This is a genomic window from Rhizobium sp. SRI_017 (genome assembly GCF_057586295.1).
On the sequence record NZ_JBYCZP010000010.1, the window covers coordinates 99,779 to 120,873 of the forward strand.

Annotated in this window: 23 protein-coding genes; 11 read left to right on the plus strand and 12 right to left on the minus strand. The window is 62.3% G+C overall.

The genetic code is table 11. From position 1 onward, the window contains the following. The 8 genes from AC2YI2_RS21425 to AC2YI2_RS21460 form a co-directional block, all read right to left on the minus strand. Complete coding sequence (locus AC2YI2_RS21425) at positions 1-390, minus strand: RidA family protein (protein ID WP_487388517.1); 390 nt, start codon at positions 388-390, stop codon at positions 1-3. Positions 391-405: 15 nt separating this feature from the next. Next, positions 406-1,176, minus strand: a complete 771-nt coding sequence (locus tag AC2YI2_RS21430; RefSeq protein ID WP_487388518.1) for an amino acid ABC transporter ATP-binding protein — start codon at positions 1,174-1,176, stop codon at positions 406-408. Between the two features lie 7 nt (positions 1,177-1,183). Beyond that, positions 1,184-1,846 carry an amino acid ABC transporter permease gene (locus tag AC2YI2_RS21435; protein ID WP_487388519.1) on the minus strand — a complete coding sequence of 221 codons (663 nt, stop codon included), beginning with the start codon at positions 1,844-1,846 and terminating at the stop codon, positions 1,184-1,186. A 5-nt stretch (positions 1,847-1,851) separates the two neighbouring features. After that, entirely contained in the window at positions 1,852-2,514 is a 663-nt protein-coding gene (locus AC2YI2_RS21440) for an amino acid ABC transporter permease (protein WP_487388520.1), read from the minus strand. 69 nt (positions 2,515-2,583) lie between these two features. After that, positions 2,584-3,426, minus strand: coding sequence for a transporter substrate-binding protein (locus AC2YI2_RS21445; RefSeq protein WP_487388521.1), 843 nt, complete (start codon positions 3,424-3,426; stop codon positions 2,584-2,586). A gap of 328 nt (positions 3,427-3,754) precedes the next feature. Continuing rightward, positions 3,755-4,282, minus strand: a complete 528-nt coding sequence (locus AC2YI2_RS21450) for an NADPH-dependent FMN reductase (RefSeq protein WP_487388522.1) — start codon at positions 4,280-4,282, stop codon at positions 3,755-3,757. Continuing rightward, the gene (locus AC2YI2_RS21455; RefSeq protein WP_487388523.1) at positions 4,279-5,424 is read right to left on the minus strand and encodes a CaiB/BaiF CoA transferase family protein; all 1,146 of its coding nucleotides are present in this window, start codon (positions 5,422-5,424) and stop codon (positions 4,279-4,281) included. Before AC2YI2_RS21455 ends, AC2YI2_RS21450 begins: the two co-directional genes overlap by 4 nt. Positions 5,425-5,434: 10 nt before the next feature. Then, positions 5,435-6,265 carry a citryl-CoA lyase gene (locus AC2YI2_RS21460; RefSeq protein ID WP_487388524.1) on the minus strand — a complete coding sequence of 277 codons (831 nt, stop codon included), beginning with the start codon at positions 6,263-6,265 and terminating at the stop codon, positions 5,435-5,437. Positions 6,266-6,398: 133 nt separating this feature from the next. Here AC2YI2_RS21460 and AC2YI2_RS21465 point away from each other — a divergent pair, with 133 nt between their 5' ends. The 4 genes from AC2YI2_RS21465 to AC2YI2_RS21480 all read left to right on the plus strand — a co-directional run bounded on the left by AC2YI2_RS21465 (position 6,399) and on the right by AC2YI2_RS21480 (position 10,063). Then, the gene (locus tag AC2YI2_RS21465; protein WP_487388525.1) at positions 6,399-7,223 is read left to right on the plus strand and encodes an IclR family transcriptional regulator domain-containing protein; all 825 of its coding nucleotides are present in this window, start codon (positions 6,399-6,401) and stop codon (positions 7,221-7,223) included. A gap of 29 nt (positions 7,224-7,252) precedes the next feature. After that, complete coding sequence (locus AC2YI2_RS21470; protein WP_487388526.1) at positions 7,253-8,767, plus strand: amidohydrolase family protein; 1,515 nt, start codon at positions 7,253-7,255, stop codon at positions 8,765-8,767. A 67-nt stretch (positions 8,768-8,834) separates the two neighbouring features. Beyond that, positions 8,835-9,695, plus strand: coding sequence for a DODA-type extradiol aromatic ring-opening family dioxygenase (locus tag AC2YI2_RS21475; RefSeq protein ID WP_487388527.1), 861 nt, complete (start codon positions 8,835-8,837; stop codon positions 9,693-9,695). Beyond that, positions 9,692-10,063 carry a hypothetical protein gene (locus AC2YI2_RS21480; protein ID WP_487388528.1) on the plus strand — a complete coding sequence of 124 codons (372 nt, stop codon included), beginning with the start codon at positions 9,692-9,694 and terminating at the stop codon, positions 10,061-10,063. The genes AC2YI2_RS21475 and AC2YI2_RS21480 overlap by 4 nt, the downstream gene beginning before the upstream one ends. Before the next feature lie 173 nt (positions 10,064-10,236). Here AC2YI2_RS21480 and AC2YI2_RS21485 read toward each other — a convergent pair whose 3' ends face one another. The 3 genes from AC2YI2_RS21485 to AC2YI2_RS21495 are packed head-to-tail and all read right to left on the minus strand — an operon-like array spanning position 10,237 to position 13,119. Then, positions 10,237-10,548, minus strand: a complete 312-nt coding sequence (locus AC2YI2_RS21485; RefSeq protein WP_487388529.1) for a 2Fe-2S iron-sulfur cluster-binding protein — start codon at positions 10,546-10,548, stop codon at positions 10,237-10,239. Between the two features lie 10 nt (positions 10,549-10,558). Then, positions 10,559-11,836 carry a type I glutamate--ammonia ligase gene (locus tag AC2YI2_RS21490; protein WP_487388530.1) on the minus strand — a complete coding sequence of 426 codons (1,278 nt, stop codon included), beginning with the start codon at positions 11,834-11,836 and terminating at the stop codon, positions 10,559-10,561. A 20-nt stretch (positions 11,837-11,856) separates the two neighbouring features. Then, positions 11,857-13,119 carry a cytochrome P450 gene (locus AC2YI2_RS21495; RefSeq protein WP_487388531.1) on the minus strand — a complete coding sequence of 421 codons (1,263 nt, stop codon included), beginning with the start codon at positions 13,117-13,119 and terminating at the stop codon, positions 11,857-11,859. A 118-nt stretch (positions 13,120-13,237) separates the two neighbouring features. Here AC2YI2_RS21495 and AC2YI2_RS21500 point away from each other — a divergent pair, with 118 nt between their 5' ends. Then, positions 13,238-13,954, plus strand: coding sequence for a glutamine amidotransferase-related protein (locus AC2YI2_RS21500; protein WP_487388532.1), 717 nt, complete (start codon positions 13,238-13,240; stop codon positions 13,952-13,954). Positions 13,955-13,962: 8 nt separating this feature from the next. Here the strand turns inward: AC2YI2_RS21500 and AC2YI2_RS21505 are convergent, their stop codons facing one another. Continuing rightward, positions 13,963-14,619, minus strand: coding sequence for a GntR family transcriptional regulator (locus tag AC2YI2_RS21505; protein WP_487388533.1), 657 nt, complete (start codon positions 14,617-14,619; stop codon positions 13,963-13,965). Positions 14,620-14,744: 125 nt separating this feature from the next. Here AC2YI2_RS21505 and AC2YI2_RS21510 point away from each other — a divergent pair, with 125 nt between their 5' ends. From AC2YI2_RS21510 to AC2YI2_RS21535, 6 genes are all read left to right on the plus strand, one after another. After that, positions 14,745-15,851 carry a class II histone deacetylase gene (locus tag AC2YI2_RS21510; RefSeq protein WP_487388534.1) on the plus strand — a complete coding sequence of 369 codons (1,107 nt, stop codon included), beginning with the start codon at positions 14,745-14,747 and terminating at the stop codon, positions 15,849-15,851. Between the two features lie 107 nt (positions 15,852-15,958). Then, on the plus strand, positions 15,959-17,212 hold the full coding sequence (locus AC2YI2_RS21515) for an ABC transporter substrate-binding protein (protein WP_487388535.1): 1,254 nt from the start codon (positions 15,959-15,961) through the stop codon (positions 17,210-17,212). 11 nt (positions 17,213-17,223) lie between these two features. Beyond that, entirely contained in the window at positions 17,224-17,955 is a 732-nt protein-coding gene (locus AC2YI2_RS21520) for an ABC transporter ATP-binding protein (protein ID WP_487388536.1), read from the plus strand. Next, on the plus strand, positions 17,948-18,646 hold the full coding sequence (locus AC2YI2_RS21525; protein ID WP_487388537.1) for an ABC transporter ATP-binding protein: 699 nt from the start codon (positions 17,948-17,950) through the stop codon (positions 18,644-18,646). The genes AC2YI2_RS21520 and AC2YI2_RS21525 overlap by 8 nt, the downstream gene beginning before the upstream one ends. A 1-nt stretch (position 18,647) precedes the next feature. Then, the gene (locus AC2YI2_RS21530; protein WP_487388538.1) at positions 18,648-19,577 is read left to right on the plus strand and encodes a branched-chain amino acid ABC transporter permease; all 930 of its coding nucleotides are present in this window, start codon (positions 18,648-18,650) and stop codon (positions 19,575-19,577) included. Beyond that, a complete protein-coding gene (locus AC2YI2_RS21535) occupies positions 19,574-21,091 on the plus strand; it encodes a branched-chain amino acid ABC transporter permease (RefSeq protein WP_487388539.1) in 1,518 nt (505 codons plus the stop codon). Before AC2YI2_RS21530 ends, AC2YI2_RS21535 begins: the two co-directional genes overlap by 4 nt. The last annotated feature ends 4 nt before the right edge of the window (positions 21,092-21,095 follow it).

Here is a 21,095-nt window from a genome sequence, read left to right on the forward strand (position 1 = left end):
TCAACCGCGATCCGCACGATAAGCGATGCAGTCGACCTCCACCTTACAATCGACCATCATGGACGACTGAACGCAAGCGCGCGCCGGCGGGTTCTTGCCAAAATATTCCGCATAGACACCGTTGAAGCTCCAGAAATCCCGGGGATCATCGAGCCAGACGCCGATCCGCACGACATCGTCGACGGTGTAGCCGGCCTCATGGAGGATAGCGATCATGTTTTCGATCGACCGACGGCTTTCGGAGATGATACCGCCGCTGACGATCTCACCGTTTTCCATCGCCACCTGGCCCGAGACGTGGAGCCATCCATTGGCCTCGACCGCGCGTGCAAAGGGCAAGGCCTGACCGCCCGCACCCGTTTCGCCTGCGCCATAGCGTTTTATTGTCACAATTGTTCTCCGCTTTCAGTTAAAGGTCGAATTCTTGAGGAACTCTGCCAGCCGCTCGGTTTGCGGCCGATGAAACATCTCGCGCGGATCGCCTTGTTCGCCGATCCGCCCCTGGTTCATGAACACCACCCGCGCCGAGGTCTCGTAGGCAAAACGCATTTCGTGGGTCACCAGCAGCATGCTCATGCCGTCGGCGGCGAGGCCCTTGATGACCTGCAGCACCTCGTTGACCAGTTCGGGATCAAGCGCCGAGGTAACCTCGTCGAACAGCATGAGCTTCGGGTTCATGGCGATGGCGCGGGCGATGGCCACGCGCTGCTGCTGGCCGCCGGAGAGCTGCCCAGGATAATGATCGACACGCGAGAGGAGGCCGACCCGGTCGAGCCATTTCTCGGCGACCGCCCGTGCTTCATCGCGGCTCATCCGGAGGACCTTGATCAGGCCGAGCATGACATTGCCGGCCGCCGTCATATGCGGGAACAGGTTGAACTGCTGGAAGGCCATGCCAGTCATTGCCCGTTGACGGGCGATATCCCTCTCCTTCTTGCGACGGCGCACACCATTGGTGGTCTCGTAACCGATCTCTTGTCCGTCGATGCGGATTGTTCCACCCTGGAAGTCCTCGAGCATGTTGATGCAGCGGAGCATGGTCGTCTTGCCGGAACCGGAGGAACCGATGATGGAGATCACCTCCCCCCGGTTCATGGTGAAATCAACGCCTTTGAGCACCTCGACATTGCCGTAGCGCTTGTGAAGATCGCTGATTTCGAGAAGCGCGCCAGTCATCGGATCCTCATGACGCGACGGTGACCTTGCGTTCGACGTAGCGGCCGAAACGCTCGATGCCGTAATTGATGACAAAATAGAGAAAGCCCGCGAAGAAATAGAATTCGAGGCTCATGAAGGTGCGAGAGATCTGCTCCTGCGTCCGGAGCAGAAGCTCGGCAACGCCAATGATCGACAGCAGTGTCGAGGCCTTGACCATTTCGGCCGCGGTGTTCACCCAGGCCGGCAGCGCGGAGCGGAGAGCCTGCGGGCCGAGCACATAGAGGAAGGTCTGCGAGAAGGTGAGCCCGATCGCCTTAGCGGCTTCGGTCTGGCCTTTCGGGATCGATTGCAGGGCACCGCGCGTCAGCTCGCCGACATGCGAGCTGCAGAAGACAGAAAGCGCCAGAACGCCGGCCTGGAATGGCCCGAGATCGATTCCGACAGTGCTCAGCACATAGTAGCTCGCCAGAACCAGGACCAGCACCGGCGTGCCCCGGATGAAATCCGTGTAGCCGCGGATCAGCCAGCGGAACGGCCGATTCCCGTAGGTGAGAATGAGCCCGACGGCGACGCCGAGCAGGGTGCCGGCAAGGATGGCGAAAAATGAAATCGAGATGGTAACGCCGAGACCCTTCAGGATCGGAAGCCGGGCGAGCCATAGCTGGTCAAAGAAAGCATAGAGTTCCATCGGCGTCACCTTGGAACCGAAAGGCGTCGCTCGACCTGCCGGAGAAGGGCGGCGAGCAGCGAGCAGGTGGCGACATAGAGGCAACTGGCGACGATCCAGGTCTCGATCACCCGGAACGTCTCGACATTGATCTTGCGCGCCTCGAATGTGAGTTCCGGCACCGCGATGGCTGCGGCAAGCGACGTATCCTTGAACAGCGAGATGAAGGTGCTCGACAGCGACGGCAGGACATTGCGCAGCATCAGCGGAATGATGATCGACGTGCGGATCTGCATCTCGGTCAGGCCGATGGCGAGCCCTGCTTCGCGCTGGCCCGGCGGCACGGAGAGCAACCCGCCCCGGAACACTTCGGCAAGATAGGCGCCGGAATAGAGCGCCAGGGTCATCACAAAGCTCTCGATCTTGCCGAGTCGCACGCCGAGTTCAGGCAGTGCGAAATAGGTGAAAAGCACGAGCACCAGGATCGGCGTGTTGCGGATCACCGTGACATAGAGACCGGCGGGCTTCCTCAGCCAGGCCGATTTCGACACCAGGGCGAAGGCGACGGCGAGACCGATGGCGAAGCCTATGAGGATGGACCCGACGGCAAGGCCAAGGCTCAGCGCCAGCCCTTCGAGCAACAGGTCGAAGCTCCGCCAGACAGCGGCAAAATTCAGAGTATAGCCCATGCAAGCCCACGATCCATCAAGCGTTCCAGCGGCTCCACCCGATCGGTGGAGCCGCAAGGGGAGAAAGGCCTACTGGAACTCGACCGGGAAGCCGATCTTCGGCGGCGCCAGGTCCTTGCCGAACCACATCTTGAAGGATTTCGCATAGAAATCGAACTCGACGCCGGTCATGGCTTCATGCAGCGCAGTATTGGTGAAATTCAGCCAATCCTGATCGCCGCGCTTGACGCCGCAGGCATAGGTCTGGGGATTCCAGCCATAGCCTGCATCTTTGTAGCGGCCGGGATTCTGCGTCATATACCAGGCCAGCGATGACTGGTCGGTGGCAGCGGCATCGGAGCGGCCGGATTCGAGCGCCTGGTAGATCAGGTCCACGGATTCGTACTGGTCGACCTTGGCTTCCGGCAAGGCGGCATGCACCATGGCTTCGGCGTAGACATTCTGCAGGACCGAAATGGTGATTGCGGAGCCGGCCGCCTTCATCGCTGCGTAGTCGGCATATTTGCTGTCGGCCTTCAGCATCAGGCCCACGCCTTCGCGATAGTAGGGAATGGTGAAGGCGATCTGCTGGGCACGCTCACCCGTCACCGTCATGAACTGGCAGGTGATATCCACCTTGCCGGTGGTGATGTTCGGGATGCGGGCATCCGACGACTGGTTGACATACTCCACCTTCTCCGGATCGCCGAACAGCGCCTTGGCGATGATGTGGCCCATGTCGACATCGAAGCCGACCAGCTTGTCGCTGGCATCCTTGAAATGCCAGGGCGCATTCGTGCTGCCCGTTCCCACGATCAGATGACCGCGAGCGAGAATTTCGTCGAGCTTGCTGCCGTCAGCGAGTGCAGGCGTCGAAGAAAGAAGGGTGGCGGCGACCAGCGAGATCAATCCGGCACGGAGGGTCATAGACATTGCATTTCCCCTTTTGGCTGTTTCCCAGTTGTCCAATATATCAGACATGTGTCCGTATTACTGGATTTCGATATCCAGCGGCATGAACGATGAATTGTCAATAGCGACGGCTGAATAAGGCGTTCGCTGAGGCGCCCGCGATGCAGGTATTGCAATGGGAATGGGAGATGGGGGAGCGAGACGGCCGGATCTGGCATACGCAGGCCTGCACGGGTGCGGAACTGCGCATTAGATTCCACAAGACCCGGAATGTGCTCGGCGCGATGGAAGACACTGGAAGCGCAGTGTGCCCTGCGGCGGCATGCCCGTTAGCGTCGAAGCAAGTTTCTCAGCGAATGGAAGCCAGGAACGCCCGCAATTTCTCTTCTGCGAAGGACAGCACCTTTTCCTCGGTGAGATGGCCGTCCGATACTTTTTCATTGGCCATCGGGACGACGATCTCGGGGCAGACGAAAACACGGGCGAGCATGCCGTTGAGAATGTATTTCAAATGCGCCTGCGCCCGCACGCCACCGAGCGCACCGCCCGATACACTCATGACGAAACAGGGCTTGTCCTTGAACACGGAGTTCATTGCCGGCCGTGACGCCCAGTCGATGGCATTCTTAAGTACGCCGGGAATGCTGTAATTGTATTCCGGCGTCACGAAGACCAGGCCCTCGGCGCGCGCGACCTGGTCGATGAAAGCCGTGACTGCGGGATCGTCCGCCACGTCGGCATTGTAATGCGGCAGCCGTCCCGGATCGGCCGTCACGCAGACAGCGTCATACTCCAGACGCTTGATGAGCGCCCGAACGGTCGCGCGGGAGGAGGAGGCCGTTCGCAGGCTGCCGGGAATGAAGAGAAGTTCGGTCATCGCGCCTTCTTTGCCGCGAGCTCGGCGCGTATCTCCGAGCCATGCTCGTCGAGAGTTGGCGGCGGGCGCACCTCGAGTTCGGGTGTGCCGTCGAAATTGTAAGGCGGTCGCACCGTGGTCGATTCGCCCATCTCGGGATGCGAGGTCTTCACCGCCAGCTTGAGATGCCTGGCCTGCGGGTCTTCGAGCGCCTCGTCCGAATCATAGGCCGGCGAGTGCGGCACTTCGAGCGCCAGCAGCTTCTCGCACCAGGCATCCCGCGTGTCGGTTTTGAAGATCGGCGTGAAAATCGTGATCAGATCGTCCTGATGCTTGATGCGCTCGAGCCGTTCGGCAAAGCGCGGGTCGGCGGCGAGTGCCTGCTGGCCAGTCGCTTCCAAAAGCCCCTCCCAGAATTTCGTTGGCGAGGACATATGCAGCGCGATCCATTTGCCGTCGCCGCATTCGAATGTGTAGCTCTGCGACACGACCGGTCGCGACAGCGGCCCCATGATCTCACCGACCGAGAAGTAATGGGTGAAGCTGTCGAGATTGAAATGCGTCATCGCCTCCAGCATCGAGATGTCGAGGCGACGCCCCTTGCCTGTCGTGCTCCGCTCAAGCAGTGCCGCCATGATGCCGATTGCCGCATACTGACCCGTCACTGCATCCGCGATGGCCGGCCCGATGACGCGCGGATTGGTCGGCGGGGTCAGGAGTCTGAGATAGCCGCTCGCCGCCTGTGCGACCGTATCGAAGGCTGGCCTGTCGCGGGACGGGCCGGACTGGCCGAAGCCCGAAATGGCGCAATAGATCAGTTTTGGATTGAGCTTGTGTAGGTCTTCCTCGCCGGCACCGAGCTTCTCGGCGACGCCCGGGCGGAAATTCTGGATGAAGACGTCTGCGCCAGCGATCAGCTCGCGGAACGTCGAGAGATCCGATGCCTCCTTGGTATCAAGCGCGATCGAACGCTTGTTCCTGTTGTAGGTCTGGTAGTGCGGCGAATAGAGCCCGCCGTTGAAGGCGCGGAACGGGTCGCCGGTCTCGGGCCGTTCGACCTTGATCACATCGGCGCCGAGATCGGCCAGATGCATTGAAGCGGCCGGGCCGGTAATGTAGGTGCCCATCTCGATGACGCGGATGTCTTTCAGAATCTTGACCACGCTGCCGCCCCTATTCCGATGCCCGCCCATCCGCTTTGGATGATGAGGTCTTGGAGGAAGCCTGGCCGTCATAGGAAATAGCGACATCTGCCTTATGGGACATGATGAAGCCGATCGAGCGCAGTGATTCCTCATAGAGATGCGCCGCGAGCCCCGCCGTGCGTGCCAGCAACGGCACCGCCTTGAGCGCTTCGAGTGGCCAGCCCGCATCGAGGATCGCCGCAGGAATTGCCCCCGAGACATTGATCGGCAGTGGCCGATCCATGATGCCGGGCGCGTGCTTGGCGAGAAGGCGCAGCGTTTCGATATAGCGGCCGCTGACACCCAGTTCGTCGGCAATCGCAAGAAGCCGGTCGGCCCGTGGGTCGCCGCCGCTGTGCTGCGGATGGCCGAGGCCCGACACCTTCTTGCGCGCGGCCTTCAGCGCCTTCAGGCTGTCGATGACCACGGTCTCGATATTCATCCCACGCGACTCGGCATCGGCGATGATCTCGGCGAGATAGCGACCGGCGGATTCCGAACTGCCGGCCACTACGCTGCCCATGCCGAGCAAACCAGCCGACATCGCGCCCTGCCAGGATTCAGGCCCGGCGGCCAACGTCATCCGTGCCGCCTGGACACTCGGCACGAGGCCATGCTCGGCGATGGCGACGAGGCAGGCGTCCATCATAGCGCGCTGTTCGCGCTTCGGCTTTTCGCCGAGCACCAGAAGCCAGAAATAGTCCGTGAAGTCGATCTTGCCGATCAATTCGTCGCACAGGTCGTAGCCGCGCACGGTGATGCTTTCGGCGTCGGAAGTCGCGATCGCGGTGAAGGCCTGGTCCTGCTTTCCTATTCGCATAACGGTCCTAGTTTTCGCATGCCGAAAATAATTGCTCTTGCCGAAAACGTTAGCAGCAATTACTGTGCCGTCAAGTGACAATGCGAACTTGTCGCGAGGGGCGGCCATATGCATCGGGGAGGTTCGACGAGGCGTGGAGCAGGCGACTAGCGAAACGGATGACAGGCCGGCGGAATTTGTCGAAGCCCTCGCCAAGGGGCTGGCCATCCTCGAATCCTTCGATGCGACCCACGCGGAAATGACGCTGAGCGACGTCGCCCGACGCGTCGGCCTGTCGCCGGCGGCAGCCCGCCGCAGCCTGATCACGCTGCAGACCCTCGGCTATGTCGGACAGAAGGACAAGCGCTTCCATCTACGCCCGAAGATCATGACGCTCGGCTCGACCTTCTATTTTTCCACCCGCATCGAAGATGTTTTGCAGCCCAATCTCCGCGCTCTGGTGGAGACCTACGGAGACGCCTCATCGATCGGTACGCTCGACGGCGACGACGTGATCTATATCGCCCATGTCTCGGTCCAGCGGGCGCGGCGCGCCGCGGCCGTCGTCGGGGCACGTTATCCCGCATGCGCCACCTCTCTGGGTCGTGTCCTGCTGGCCGGCCTGCCCGACGCCGCGCTCGATCGCTATATCGGGCATGTGCGTCCAGCCGCCCTGACGTCGAAATCCATCACCGATCCGAAGGTCTTGCACTCCGAAATTCTCGCTGTGCGGGAGGCCGGCTACTCGACCACCGTCGATCAGCTGGATTACGGCATCACGGCGCTTGCCGTGCCGATCCGGGACATCGAGGGTCACGTGATTGCCGCTTTGAATACCTCCGGCTACACCGGCAAGATCACGCCGGAAACTCTCGTGGCGGAACGCCTGCCGGCGCTGCGCGAGGCCGCGTCCAATATCGCTCACGAGATCGCCCGTTACCCAATACTGCAATCAATCATAGGAACGCGTCCGAGGTAGACAAATACCCGGACAAGGGAGGAGGACCCATGTGCAGACTTTGTGACCCGAGAACACCCCAATTCGCCTGCCCCGTTGCGCCCGAAGGGTCTGATCTGGCTATCCTGGCGGGTACCTATGTCACGGGTGCTTCTTCCTCCTCGGGCGCCGGCGCCTACGCTGCCGGCTCCGCGACATCGGCCATGCCCGAAGGCCTCGGCGCCGGCCGCCGCATCCTCATCCGCAATGGCGCGGTGCTCTCGATGGATCCCGCTATCGGCAATTTCGTCGTCGGCGACGTGCTGATCGAAGGTTCAAAGATCGTCGCGGTCGCCGCCAGCATCGACGCGCCGGATGCCGCCGTCATCGACGCATCCGGCAAGATCGTCATGCCCGGCTTCATCGACACCCATCATCATCAGTTCGAGACCGCGCTGCGCGGCCAGCTCGCCAATGCCATTCTGATCAACGATGGCCGGCCCGAGAACGCCCAGAACTATTACGAGACCGTGCTGCAGAAATTCTCGATGGTCTACCGGCCGGAGGATGTCTACATCAATGCGCTCTTCGGCTCGATCGCCCAGCTCGACGCGGGCGTCACCACAGTGATGGATGTCAGCCAGATCCACCATTCTCCGGAGCATTCCGACGCGCTGATCGAAGGCCTTCGTGATGCTGGCCGCCGCTCCGTATTAGGCTATTTCGAGGGCTGGGGTGAGAAGGCGCAGTATCCGGGAGACGCCAAACGCCTGAGGGAACAACACTTCGCTTCCGACGACCAGTTGCTCACCATGGTAATGGGTGGCGAAATCTATCTGCCGGGCTACGAGGAATCGTGGCGGGTCGGACGCGAGCTTGGCTTGTCGATCGCGCTCCATGTCGTCGGCACGTTCGGAATGCAGCCGGTTTTCGACCAGCTCGGCGCATCCGGCGCTTTTGGTCCCGACAATATCTTCCTCCACATGACCGGCATGTCGGATGAAGGCTGGAAATATGCGGCCGACGCGGGCGCTCATGTCTCCCTCTCCGTGCCGATCGAGATGCAGATGCGGCACGGCACGCCGCCAATCCAGAAGGCGATCGACCATGGCATGAGCATTTCGCTGTCATCAGATGTCGAATGCACGATGACGTCGGATTTCTTCACCCAGATGCGGTCGGTGGTCACCCTGCAGCGCATGTTCGTCAATGAAAAGGCACTCTCCGGCCTGGATTACCCGACAATGCTGACGGCGCTGGATGCGATCGGCATGGCGACGATGGGCGGTGCTAAGGGGCTCCGTCTCGACCGCAAGATCGGTTCGCTGACACCGGGCAAGGAGGCCGACGTCATCCTGCTCGATGCCGAGGCCATCAACGTCGCGCCGCTCAACAACGTGCCGGGCGCGGTCGTCACGCTCATGGAACGGAGCAACGTCGATACCGTGCTGGTCGCCGGCAAGGTGAAGAAATGGAAGGGAAGCCTTCTCGGCTTCGATGTCGCGCGTCTGCGCGGAGAACTGGAAAAGAGCCGGGACTATCTGTTCGCAACGGCCGGCGTGGAGCGGAATCTGTTCGGACACTGATTGCGCTTGCGGATGCCGATGACACCAGTCGCAACGGCATCCACACCTGTTTTGAAAGGAGAGAGCATTGGCAAAACTCGTCGCCACATTGGCATCGACGCATCATCCGTTCTACCTCAAGGCGACCACCATGCCGCCCGAGCAGCAGATGCCGCAGGCACCGGAATGGAAGCGCAAGATCGAGGCCTATCGCGAGACCCTCGCCCGCACCGAGCCGGATATTCTGGTCATGGTCGGCTCGGACCATTTCCACCAGATCTTCCTCGACAACTGCCCGCAGTTCCTGATCGGCAAGGCGCCGCGCTACGACGCGACCTTCTACAATGAGGAGCGCGAGTTCGACATTCCGAAATACGTGCTCGACGGCGACGAAGACATGTCACAATTCATGCACCAGTCGCTGATGGACCAGAATTTCGATTTCGCCTTCTCGAACGAGCTGAAGATCGATCATTCCATCATCTGCCCGATCATCACCGTCCGGCCGCAAAACGATCTGCCGGTCGTGCCGATCTACACCAACATCTTCGCGCCACCGCTGCATTCGCCGCGGCGCTTCTATGATCTCGGCCGCGCCATCCGCAAGGCGATCGACGACTATCCGTCCGACAAGCGCGTTGCCGCCATCGGCACCGGGCATCTGTCGCTGGAGCTCGGCGGACCCCGCCAGTTCATGGAGACGGGTCCCGACCCGGTCTTCGATCGTCAGGCGATCGAATGGCTGCGCGCCGGCGATATCGACTCCATCCTGACCCATGTCACCCATGCCAGCATGGCCAAGAGCGGCAACGCCACCCACGGCTTCCTCAATTTCATCCTGATGCTGGGCGTCGCAGGTCCTGAAGGCGCCGACTATGTCGACAATCTCGACCTCTTCCACACGATGGAAGCCTATTTCACCTGGTACCCGAAGGAGCAGGCGGCATGAGCAAATATTATGTCAACAAGTTCCTGTTCATGACCGACCGGGATCCGGAACATCTCAAACGCTATATCGAGGATCCCAGTAGCTTCGTCGTCACTTGGGAACAATCGATCGGACCGAAGCTGCTCGGCAATGAAACCGAGGCTTCGACAGTCCACGCTTTCACCGACGCGGAACGCGAGGCCCTGATCAACCACGATTTCGTCGCCCTCTTCGAAATGGGCGCGCACTTCTTCCTGAACCTGACGATCTTCATCGGGATCTATGACGCGCCCTATATGAGCAAGTCCGGTCCACTGTCGTTCCAGCGCGAATTCGCGGCCAAGCTCCAGCACTGGAAGGAACTGGACTATCCTTCCGTCGCGACGTGACGGCACGCTGATCCTGCCATGTCAACGTTCGGGGCCGGCAATGCCTATTCCAGAGCCTCATTCTGTGATTGGCCGCATCACGCGATGCCATTCAGCAAATAAGCCACTCTTCATGGCCCCTGTCAGAGGCCACGAATTGCTGAGCGGTGCACTTTGATTGGGGATGACCCGCGTCAGGCGACGCGCACGACAAGGCCATCGAGCGACGGGTTGGCGACTATCTGGCAAGACAGGCGACTGCCGTCCACCTTTCCGCTCTCGGTGACATCGAGCATGTCGTCCTCGCTGCCTTCGGCGGCCCCGACCGCGTCACGCCACTCGTCCTCGACGACGACATGACACGTGGCGCAGGAGAGGCATCCGCCGCACTCGCCGACCACGCCGGGCACATTGTTGAACACGGCGGCCGTCATCAGGTTCATGCCGTCCTTGACGTCGGCAGAGATCCGCTCGCCGTTCTTCAGGATCCAAGTGATCTGGGCCATCTCGAAATCCTCAGACGTAATGGATGTAGAAATCGCGGCGGGCATCATCGTCTTCGAGCTTGCCCACTTTCTCGATTTCGTCGCGCTTGATGAAGATGTGGTTCTCGCAAAGCAGCCGGCCGACGGCATCCATCAGTGCGCCGTCCGCTTCCAGCTCGTCGAGCGCCTCGCCGAGCGTGTCGGGGACACCGTCCACCGCATCATGCGCCGTCATGCAGTCGGCCGTTTCGCGGGGCGGCAGCGGGTATTTGTTGACATAGCCAAGGCGCGCAGCTTGCAGCGTCGTGGCGACCAGCGTGTAGGGATTGGAGGCGCCGTCGCCCATGCGGTGTTCGAGCCGGGCCTTGGGGCCGCGTTCGGCCGAGATGCGCGTCGTCACGCCACGATGATCGCCCCCCCAGTTCCGCCAGTAACCCGACAGTGACGATGGCTGGAGCCGCTGGTAGGAATTGACGGTGGGTGCCGCCAGCGCCGACATCGAGCGGTGATGATGCATCAGGCCGGCGATCGCGCCCTCTGCGACCGGGCTCAGGCGGTCGGGCTCGCCCACGGCGTTCCTGCCCTCCTTGTCCTTGAAGGAGAAATTGACATGCAGCCCGCTGCCACCCTTGGCGAGGATCGGCTTGGGCATGAAGGTCAGCACAATGCCGAATTCGAGCGCGGTCTCGCGCGCCAGCTGGCGGAATAGGAAGTTGTCGTCGACCGCCTTGAGGGCCTTGTCATAGGTCAGCGTGAATTCGAATTGCGGCGTATCGAATTCCGAGGTCATGGAGTCGATATTGAAGCCGCGCGCCGTCGCCCGCTCCCAGATCGCCTGGGTGAAGCCGCGCGGGTCTGAGAAGGGGCCCGTCGAATAGACATAGGCCTTCGGCGTGTCATAGGGGACGAGGCTGCCATCCGCATTCTGCTGGAACGCAAAGGCCTCCAGTTCCAGCCCGATCATCGGCTCGAAGCCCAGGTCCTGCCAGTCCTTGATGGCCCGCCTGAGGGCGTGGCGGCCGCAGGCGCCGAAGGGGCTGCCCTCCTCCCAGAGATCGCCGACAACCACCCGGGTGCCGGGCAGCCAATCCGCGCGGATGTCCTCGCCACGGTAGCGGATCTCGATATCGGGCAGGTTTTCGAGCACCTTCGAACCCGGTGCCGGGATCAGATCCTTGTCGTAGGTCACGCCGAAGGTCGACTGACAGACGCGGGTGGCGCCGTCGCCGATCTTCGAGGGCGGCAGGAACTTGCCGCGCGCCAGATTGAGGTGGTCGCAGAACAAGACCCTCAGGCGATCCTGTGTCATGGCATGGTTCCCCTTGATTTTCAGTTGAGTTCGACAGCCACGGGCATCGACTTGATGCCACCGATGAAATTGGACCGGAGATACTGGTGCGGCTCGATCTGGCGCATGCTCTTCACCCGCTTGGCGAATTCCTGGAACAGGCAGCGCACTTCGAGGCGCGCCAGCCACATGCCGAGACAGACATGCGCACCGCCCTGGCCGAACGACATGTGCCGATTGGGCGAGCGGCGAAAATCCACCTCGAAAGGCCGGTCGAACACCTCCTCGTCGCGATTTCCGGAGGCGAACCAGAGAAGTACCTTATCGCCCTCGCGGATGGTCTTGCCTTGCAGCTCGATATCCTGGGTAGCGGTGCGCCGGAAATACAGGGTCGGAGACGCCCAGCGGATCACCTCGTCGGGCATGGTTTCCCAGAGGCTGTCGTCGCCGGTCTGCAATTCCGTCAAGAGATGCGGATGGCTCGCAAGCGCATGTAGGCCGGCGGCGATCGAATAGCGGGTCGTGTCGTTGCCGGCGGCCACGAGAAGGCAGAAGAAGTTGCGGAACTCCTCCTCGCTGATGACATTGCCTTCCCGGTCGGGCTGCAGGATGAGGTTGAGAACGCCCGATGTGTCGCCGCGCTTGCGTTTGTCGTGCATCAGCCGCTTGGCATAGTCGAAGAGCTCTGCGCCGGCCGGCGAGCGGAACGGCATCAGCCGGTAGGCGTCGGTATCGGCCTTGTCGAGCACGAGATCGGTGAAGTCGGAGTCCGTGTTGGCAATCAGCGCGTCACCTTTCTCCACCAGCCATTCGAGATCCTCGTCGGGCGTGCCGATGATCTGGCCGAGCATCCGCATCGGCAGCTGCCGCGCCACGCTCTTGACCGCATCGAACTCGCCCTGCGGCAGGACCTTGTCCAGTATATCGTCGCAGATCTGCCGGATCTGTTCCTCGAACAAAGCCACGACCGGCTTGGAAAAGGCTTTCGCGACCAGGATGCGGACGCGGGTATGCTCGGGCGGATCGGTCTCCTGGAACGTCCGGCGCGCCAAATATTCCTCGTAGGTCTGGTCCTCCATGCGGATGCCGCGCGCCGAGGAGAAGATCTGGTTGTTGCGGTTTGCCTCGAGGATGTCGGCATGACGCGTCAGCGACCAGAAGCCCTTGCCGCCGGCATAGTCGCACCAGGCGACGGGATCCTCGCGGCGCATGCGGGCAAAGGTGTTGTAGGGCGCGCCGTTGACGAAAGCGTCATGGCTCGACAGGTCGGCGTGGCCATCGTCGGTCGGCGTGAAAACCGTCATCGCATACCCCTCTTTTTGTCGTTGAAATAACAATTACACGTGTTAAATATATTTTCAAGTGCCTTATGCACACACTAGAGCCGATCCTGCATACACGGGATTTGATAGGGGATTTGCAATGACCCGACGCATCGCCATCCTGCTGACCAGCACCGACAGGTCGGATTTCGCCAAGCGTCATCCTGATGACGGGGAGAAGTTCACCACCCTGCTGCAGCCGCAGCGCCCAGACTGGCGCTTCGATGTTGTCAGCGTCAAGGATGGCGAATTTCCCGCGTCCGCCGATAGTTACGACGGCTACGTCATTACCGGCTCGCCGGCGTCGGTGAACGGGCCGGAGGCCTGGGTAGCTGAACTGATGACATTGATCCGCGAGATCGAGGCGCGGCGCATTCCGCTGTTCGGGGCCTGCTTCGGCCATCAGGCGATTGCCGTCGCGCTCGGCGGTTCCGTGACCAAGTCGGACAAGGGCTGGGGGCTGGGCACGGCGCCGACGCATTTCGATCGCCAGGCTCCATGGATGAAGCCGTTTCGCGAGAACCTCGTGCTGTTCGCCGCCCATCAGGAACAGGTCGAGGCGCTCCCCGAAGGTGCCGAGGTGCTCGGCGGCGACGACTTCTGCCCTGTTGGAGCCTACAGGATCGGCGATCACGTCTTCGCCACGGAATACCATCCCGAGATGACGCATCGCTTCATCGCCGAACTCCTGGACGAACTGGATGGAAAGCTCGACGCCGAGACGCTCGCTAAGGCGCGGGCCACTCTCGAAACACCGGCCGAAGGGCCGTTCTTCGCGCAGTGGATCGTCAATTTCCTGGAATACCGGTCGCCGTGAGATCCTGATCAGGGGCGCGACAGGACGGCGATCAGGTCCATCGCCGTCACGCTGTCGAACATGACATGCGTCACCATCATCTCCTCTGCCGCCGCCGAATCCCGATCCATGATCACCTCGGCGATCTTGCGGTGTTCCAGCGCCGATTTGGGGATCGATCCCTTGTAGCGATAGCGGGCCCGATAATAGGCGAGCAGCTTGCGGGCATTGACCTTGATTGTTTCGAGCAGCACCGGGTTGTGTGCAGAGACCGCAACGAGGCGGTGGAAATTGAGATTGGCGAGGTAGTATCGATCGGGTTCAGCGTCGCCGTATTCAGCCAGGTGGTTTTCGCAGGCGCGGACCGCCTGTTCGAGGGTCCTGCCATCCTCGGCGGAGAGGCGGCGGGCGGCGAGCCCAGCCGCGTGGCCTTCGAGCTTCGCATGCACCTCGAGGATAGCCAGAAACTCCTCGAGATTGGGCTTGAACACCACCGCCCCGCCGCGCGGCTTGCGCTGCAGGATGCCCAGCGCGTCGAGCTGCAGCAGCGCTTCTCGCACCGGTGTGCGGGACACGCCGAACCGGCTCACAAGCGCCTTTTCCTCCAGCACATCGCCGGGCATCAGCGTGCCCTGCTCGATTTCGCGGACGATATGGTCGACGATCTGATCGGTTTGGCTTCCCATGCGCCTATCTATGTATTTTTTCGATTGCCCTGAATATACGAAAAGCGAATTCCTAGTGCAATTGCATCATGGAACCCGGCCGGCGTTCGTGAAAGCCTGTCCCCAGCATTGGGAGAGGACGTCACATGGCCACGGGATTCTATTTCGACGAGCACTGCCTTTGGCACACGACAGGCGAGCATGTCATCATCGCGCCCGTCGGCGGCTACCTTCAGCCACCCTCCGGGGGCGGCCATGCCGAGAACCCTGAAACGAAGCGCCGCTTGAAGAATCTCGTTGAAGTCTCGGGCCTGGGCGACCATCTCGAATGGCGCAAGGCCGAGCCTCTGACCCGGGCCGAGATGGAGCGCATCCACACCACCAAATATCTCGACGAGTTCAAGCGCCTCTCCGATGCCGGCGGCGGCAATGCCGGCTTCTATTCGCCCTTCGGACCCGGCTCGTTCGAGATCGCCGCGATTTCGGCTGGACTGGTGAAACGGGCCGTTTCCGATGTCTTCCACCGTCGGCAGGACAATGCCTATGTCATCTCCCGCCCGCCGGGCCATCACTGTCTGCCGGATGCGTCTATGGGCTTCTGCCTGCTCGCCAATATTCCGCTGGCGCTCGAAGCGCTCCGCGCCGAGGTCGGGCCTGTCCGGGCAGCCGTGGTCGACTGGGATGTGCACCATGGCAACGGCACCGAGGCCTGCTTCTACGATCGCGACGACACGCTGACGATCAGCCTGCACCAGGAGAATTGCTTCCCGCCGGATCAGGGCCGGCCGGAGGCCCGCGGCACGGCCAAAGGCGAAGGCTACAACCTCAACATGCCCTTGCTGCCCGGCAGTGGTCACCAGGCCTACATGGACGCCTTCGACCTGCTGGTGACGCCGGCGCTTCGCGCATTCAAGCCCGAAATCATTGTCGTCGCCTCGGGCCTCGATGCCAATGCCTTCGATCCTCTGGCGCGGATGCAGGCGCATTCGGAAACCTTCCGCGCCATGGCCGCGAAGATCAAGACGATCGCGGCGGAACTCTGCGGCGGGCGGCTGCTGGCGGCACATGAGGGCGGCTACTCCGAGGGATATGTGCCCTTCTGCGGCCTGGCCGTCATCGAGGAGTTGTCGGGCCGCCGCACGCCGGTGCAGGATCCGTTCCTCGATATCCTCACCCAGCAGCAACCGCCGGCCGATTACGTCGCCTGGCAGCGCACGCGCCTTGAGAAGCAGGCGCGAAGCCTCGGCTTCTGAAGCCGCCGGCATGGTGCATTTGCATCATTTACAGACGGGCCGATCAGCGGCCTCATGACAAAAAACAAGGGTGAACCGGCAAACAGCCGAAAACGGGAGAATGCGCAATGGACTTCAATCGTCGTCAATTTCTGATGAGCTCGGTGGCGACCTTTGCCGTCGCCTCGCTTTCCACCCCGCTCCTGGCCGCTGACCCGATCGTCATCGGCGTTCCCACGGCGAAATCCGGTCCCGTCGGCGTCGCCGATCAGGCTGACTGGCTCAACGGCGTCACCATGGCGGTCGAAGAGATCAACGCCGCCGGCGGCGTCAATGGCAGGCCGCTCGAAACCCGCGTCGTCGATATCGACCTGTTGACGCCCGAAGGCACGGTTGCCGCCTTCCAGAGCCTCGTCGAGGGTGGTGTCCAGGCGCTCGCACATTCCTTCGCCATCATCCCTCAGCCCGCGATGGACGTCGCCGCTTCGAACGGTGTGCCCTACCTGCATGGCAATACCAGCCAGGCCAGCCTCGACCTGATGAAGTCCGATCCGAAGAAGTATCGCAACATCTTCCAGATCGATGTCGCCGAGACCTATTACGGGGCCGGCTTCGTGAAGTTCCTGTCGAACCAGAAGGCTGCGGGTTGGACGCCGAAGAACAATCGCGTCCACATCGTCCAGGAGCAGATCGGCTATACCCAGGTCATCTCCAAGGCGACCCAGGCCGCGATCGCTGCCACCAACGGCGAATGGGAGCAGGGCCCGATCACCGACATCCAGTTTCCGGTGCAGGACTGGACGCCCGTGGTGCAGGCCATCAAGGAGGCCGACTGCGGCGTCATCATGATCGACCACTGGGTGGCGGCGGAACTGGCGAGCTTCGCCCAGGCCTATGTGCTCGACCCGACCCAGGGCTCGCTGGTCTATCTGCAATACGGCCCCTCGCAGCCGGAATTCCTCGATCTCGCCGGCGAGGCCTCCGAGGGCTTCGTCTGGGGTTCGGTGATCGGCGTCTATGCCGACGAAAAGGGATCGGCCTTCCGCAAGGCCTATCAGGCCAAATATCCCGGCACGATGGGCATGGTCTATACCGGCTCCGGCTACGACTCCGTCCACATTCTCGCCGAGGCCTGGAAGACGGTCGATCCCAAGGATTTCGACGCTGTCGGCAAGGCGATCAAGGCGATCAAGTATCGCGGCGTTTGCGGCACCTACACATTCGCCACCGATACAAACTCGCCGGTCAGCTACCCGACCATGACCGACGATGCCGACTCCGCTCAGGCGCACCTGATCTTCCAGGTGCAGGACGGCGCGCACAAGATCATCTCGCCCGCCATCCTCAAGGAAGCTGACCTGCGGCCCGCTCCGTGGATGTAAGCGGAAGATCGATGTCATCGGACACAACCATCTTCGGCTGCCGGGGGATCGGAATCTCCTTCGGCAGCCGGGCGATCCTTGAGGATGTGACGCTCTCGGTTGCGTCAGGCGAGGTCCTCGGCCTCGTCGGCCCAAACGGCGCCGGCAAGACGTCACTGTTCGAAATCCTCACGGGCCGCTACACCGCCGACAGCGGGCAGGTTTTCCTCGGGGATCGCGATATCACCCGCATGTCGGTGCATGACCGAGCGCGATTGGGGCTCGGGCGGACCTATCAGAGCCCCGTCGTTCCCGGTTCATTGACCATCGCCGAGACCTTCCGCGCCGCGCGCTATGCCTACAAACCCTACAAGACCCGGATGGATGCCGAACGGGCCTGCCACCTTGCCAATTTCCGCCAGCCCTGGGACCGTGTCGCGGGGTCGCTCGACACATTCGACCGCCGCAAGCTGCTGCTCGCCTGCCTGCTGATGCGCCAACCCACGGTGCTGCTTCTCGACGAGCCGGCTTCGGGCCTGATCAATTCCGAGATCGACGAGCTCGACCTGATCATCCGCCGCCTCGTCGACGAGTACAATATCGGCGCGATCCTGATCGAGCACCGGCTGGAGCTCCTCTCGGCCATCGCCGATCGTGCCGTTGTCCTCGACATGGGCATCGTCATCGCCACCGGCACGCCTCGCGAGGTGTTCCGTGATCCGCGCGTCCTTGCCGCCTATTTCGAGGAGCCAGCCCATGCCTGACGTGCTGAAAGTCGAGGGCCTGACGGCGGGTTACGGTCCCCTTCGCGTGCTGCACGACATATCGTTCAAGGTCGCGGAAGGCGAACGCATCGGTCTGGTCGGCCTCAACGGCCATGGCAAAACCACGCTGTTCCGGGCGATCTCGTCGCAGGTCGGCTGGCAATCGGGGTCGGTCCAGTTGATGGGAACAGAGGTGGGTGGAAGCCGTTCGACAGGGCCGGGCCGACTGACGCCGGGCATCGTCCGGGCGGGCCTCGCGATGGCGCCACAGGGCGACGCGATCTTCCCCGGCCTGACCGTCGCCCAGCATCTCGACTGCGGCGCCTATACGCCCACGGCCTGGCGCGAGCGAAAGCAGCGTCGCGAGATGATCTTCGACATCTTCCCGCCTTTGCGGAGACTCGAACATGCGCTGGTCGGCCGGCTCTCCGGCGGCGAGCGGCGAATGGTCAGCGTCGGCCGCGCCCTGATGGTGGAAGCCAAGCTCTATCTCATCGACGAACCGTCGCTCGGCCTCGCGCCGAAAATCTCCGCCAGCGTGATCGAGGCGCTGTTTTCCCTGCCGCAGGATGGCCGCGCCATGATCATCGCCGAACAGAATGTGGCGCTTCTGTCAGGACGCGTCGACCGGATGGTGGGCATGCATGCCGGCCGGCTCCGGGGCGACGTCGGACATGTGAGCTTGCACTGAGATGGACCTGTCGATCCTCCTCGTTCACGGACTTTCGCTGGCTGCCATCTACGGGCTGATGGCCATCGGCATCAGCCTGCTCTGGTCGTCGATCGGCATGATCAACATGGCGCATGGCGCCTCCTTCGCCGTGGCCGGCTATGCAGCCTGGGGGGCCGCCGAAGTCGCCAAGCCGTTGATCCTCGCCACCCTGGGCAAGACCCTGTCCGGCACGATCGCCATGGCCGGGCTCTGCCTCTCGGCAGGCGCGTTGAGCGGCGCAATCATGGGTGGGCTGATCTACCTCCTCGCATTCCTGCCGATTCACGACAAGCCCAATTTCGCCGTCCGCAGCCTGATCGTCACGCTTGCGATCAACATGGCGACGGTGCAGACGCTGCTCTGGACCTTCGGCCCCAAGCAGAAGAACCTTCCCAAGATTTTCGGCATGGGCAGGATCGAGTTCCTCGGCCTCTCGGCGCGTTACGACCAGCTGGGAACCATCATCGGGACCACCATCATCCTCGGCCTCGTCCTGCTTTGGCTGAAGGTCAGCCGCAAGGGCCTGGAAATCCGCGCCATGATGCAGAATCCTGAGGGCGCGGTGCTGTCGGCGATCTCCGTGCGGTGGACGGCGCTGCCCGTGACCATGCTGACCGGGGCGCTGGCCGGCCTCGCCTCGGTGCTCCTGTCGCAGACCATCTTCGTCTCGCCGACATCGGGTGCCATTCCGCTCATCAAAGGCCTGACGATCGCGTTGCTCGGCGGGCTCGGCTCGGTTCCGGGTGCGGTGGCGGGCGCCGTGATCATCGGCTTCCTCGAAGCGATCATCGGCGCCGTGCCCTTCCTCGGCCAGCGCTACGTGCTGTTCGGAACCTTCCTCTTCATCATCGCCGTCCTGATCATCCGTCCGCGGGGCATCGGCGGGCTCCTGGACAAGGCGCGCAAATGACCGAGAAAAAACTCTTCGAGATCGGTCAACGCCCGCAGGAGGTGACACTGCCTGTGTCGGGCAGCGAGCCGCTCGACCGCCGCCGCCTGCCCTTCACCCGGCGCCATCTACTCAAATGGCGCTCGCGGCTGAACCCCAAGACGCTGAAGCAGGAGCGCCTGCTCGCGGACAAGAAGCCGCTCTGGTGGACCATCGCGCTGGCGCTGCTAGCGCTGTCGGCGCCGTTCCTGTCGAATTCGGCGCTGACGATCGTCTCGATCTTCTGCATCTTTTCCGCGATCAATGTGCTCTGGACCCTGATCATCGGCACGGCCGGCATTTTCAGTCTGGCGACACTCGCTGTCGTCGGCATCGGCGGCTATTGCAGCGCCGCACTCAATGTCTATCTCGGCCTGCCCTGGCCTTTCATGTTCCTAGCCGGCGGGCTGGCGGGGTTTGTCGCCGGCGGCCTTCTCGCCCTGCCGTCGACCCGGCTCGACGGGCTCTACTATGCGCTGTTGACCATGGGTGTGGCCGAGATCTGCCGCGTCTTCGTCCAGCAGCTCAAGCCGCTGACGCCGTATAATGGCTCGATCAACAGCGTCGCAGGCTTCATCCCGAAGGATTGGATGCTGCAGCGTCCGGGCTTGCTGGTGGGCTTCGCCGGCGCCTTCATTCTGCTGCTGCTGGCGCTCTTGACCTTCCGGATCGTCAATTCCGAACGGCTCGGCATGCTGTTGCAGACCGCCCGCGAGGACGAGGATTTCGCCCAGGCCGCCGGTATCGATTATCGCCGGGCGCGCATGCAGGTGTTCCTGATTTCCTCGGCAGGCCTCGGCGTGACCGGGGCGTTCTATGCCCAGTTCTACGGCTCGATCTCACCGGCGATCTTCTCGCTCGACCAGTTGATGCTGCTCTTCGCCATGATCGTCATCGGCGGCCTGGGGCGGGCCGAAGGCGCGGTGATCGGCACTGCGATCGTCGTCCTGATCGACAAGGGCCTCCTGGATCTGGGTCCGGTCCGCATTCTCTTGGTCGCCGCGATCCTACTGATGGTCACGCTCTGGACCGACAACGGTATTGCCGGCGCCCGCGATCAATTCCGCCGCTGGCGCCGCCGCAGGCAATCAGAGGCGCGTGCGCGCCGCAGCGAAAAGGGGGGCGAGATCATGCCCGAAGAAGCCATCGAGATCCAGGACAAACAGGCGATCTATTACCGGCGCTTCGACAAGCGCCTGCGCGACCATCTCAAGACGCTGATCACGCCCGAACTGATCGCAGAACATCAGCGTCAACCGCTTGGCCAGCATTCCGACGGGCTTTCCCGCGTGCTCAACTATTTCCGCCGTGGCGATGTCGCCGACAAATACGCCATCATCCGCCAGTCCGGCCAGTTCCACGCCTACAAGATCGTTGCCTTCTCCGGCGTTCGCGGCGCCCCGCCGCGCCTCGTCGACGACCGGACCTATGACGACATCAACGATGCCTATCACGCCGTGTTCCTGCTGCGCGTAAACGACCTGATGGAAAGCTGATCCC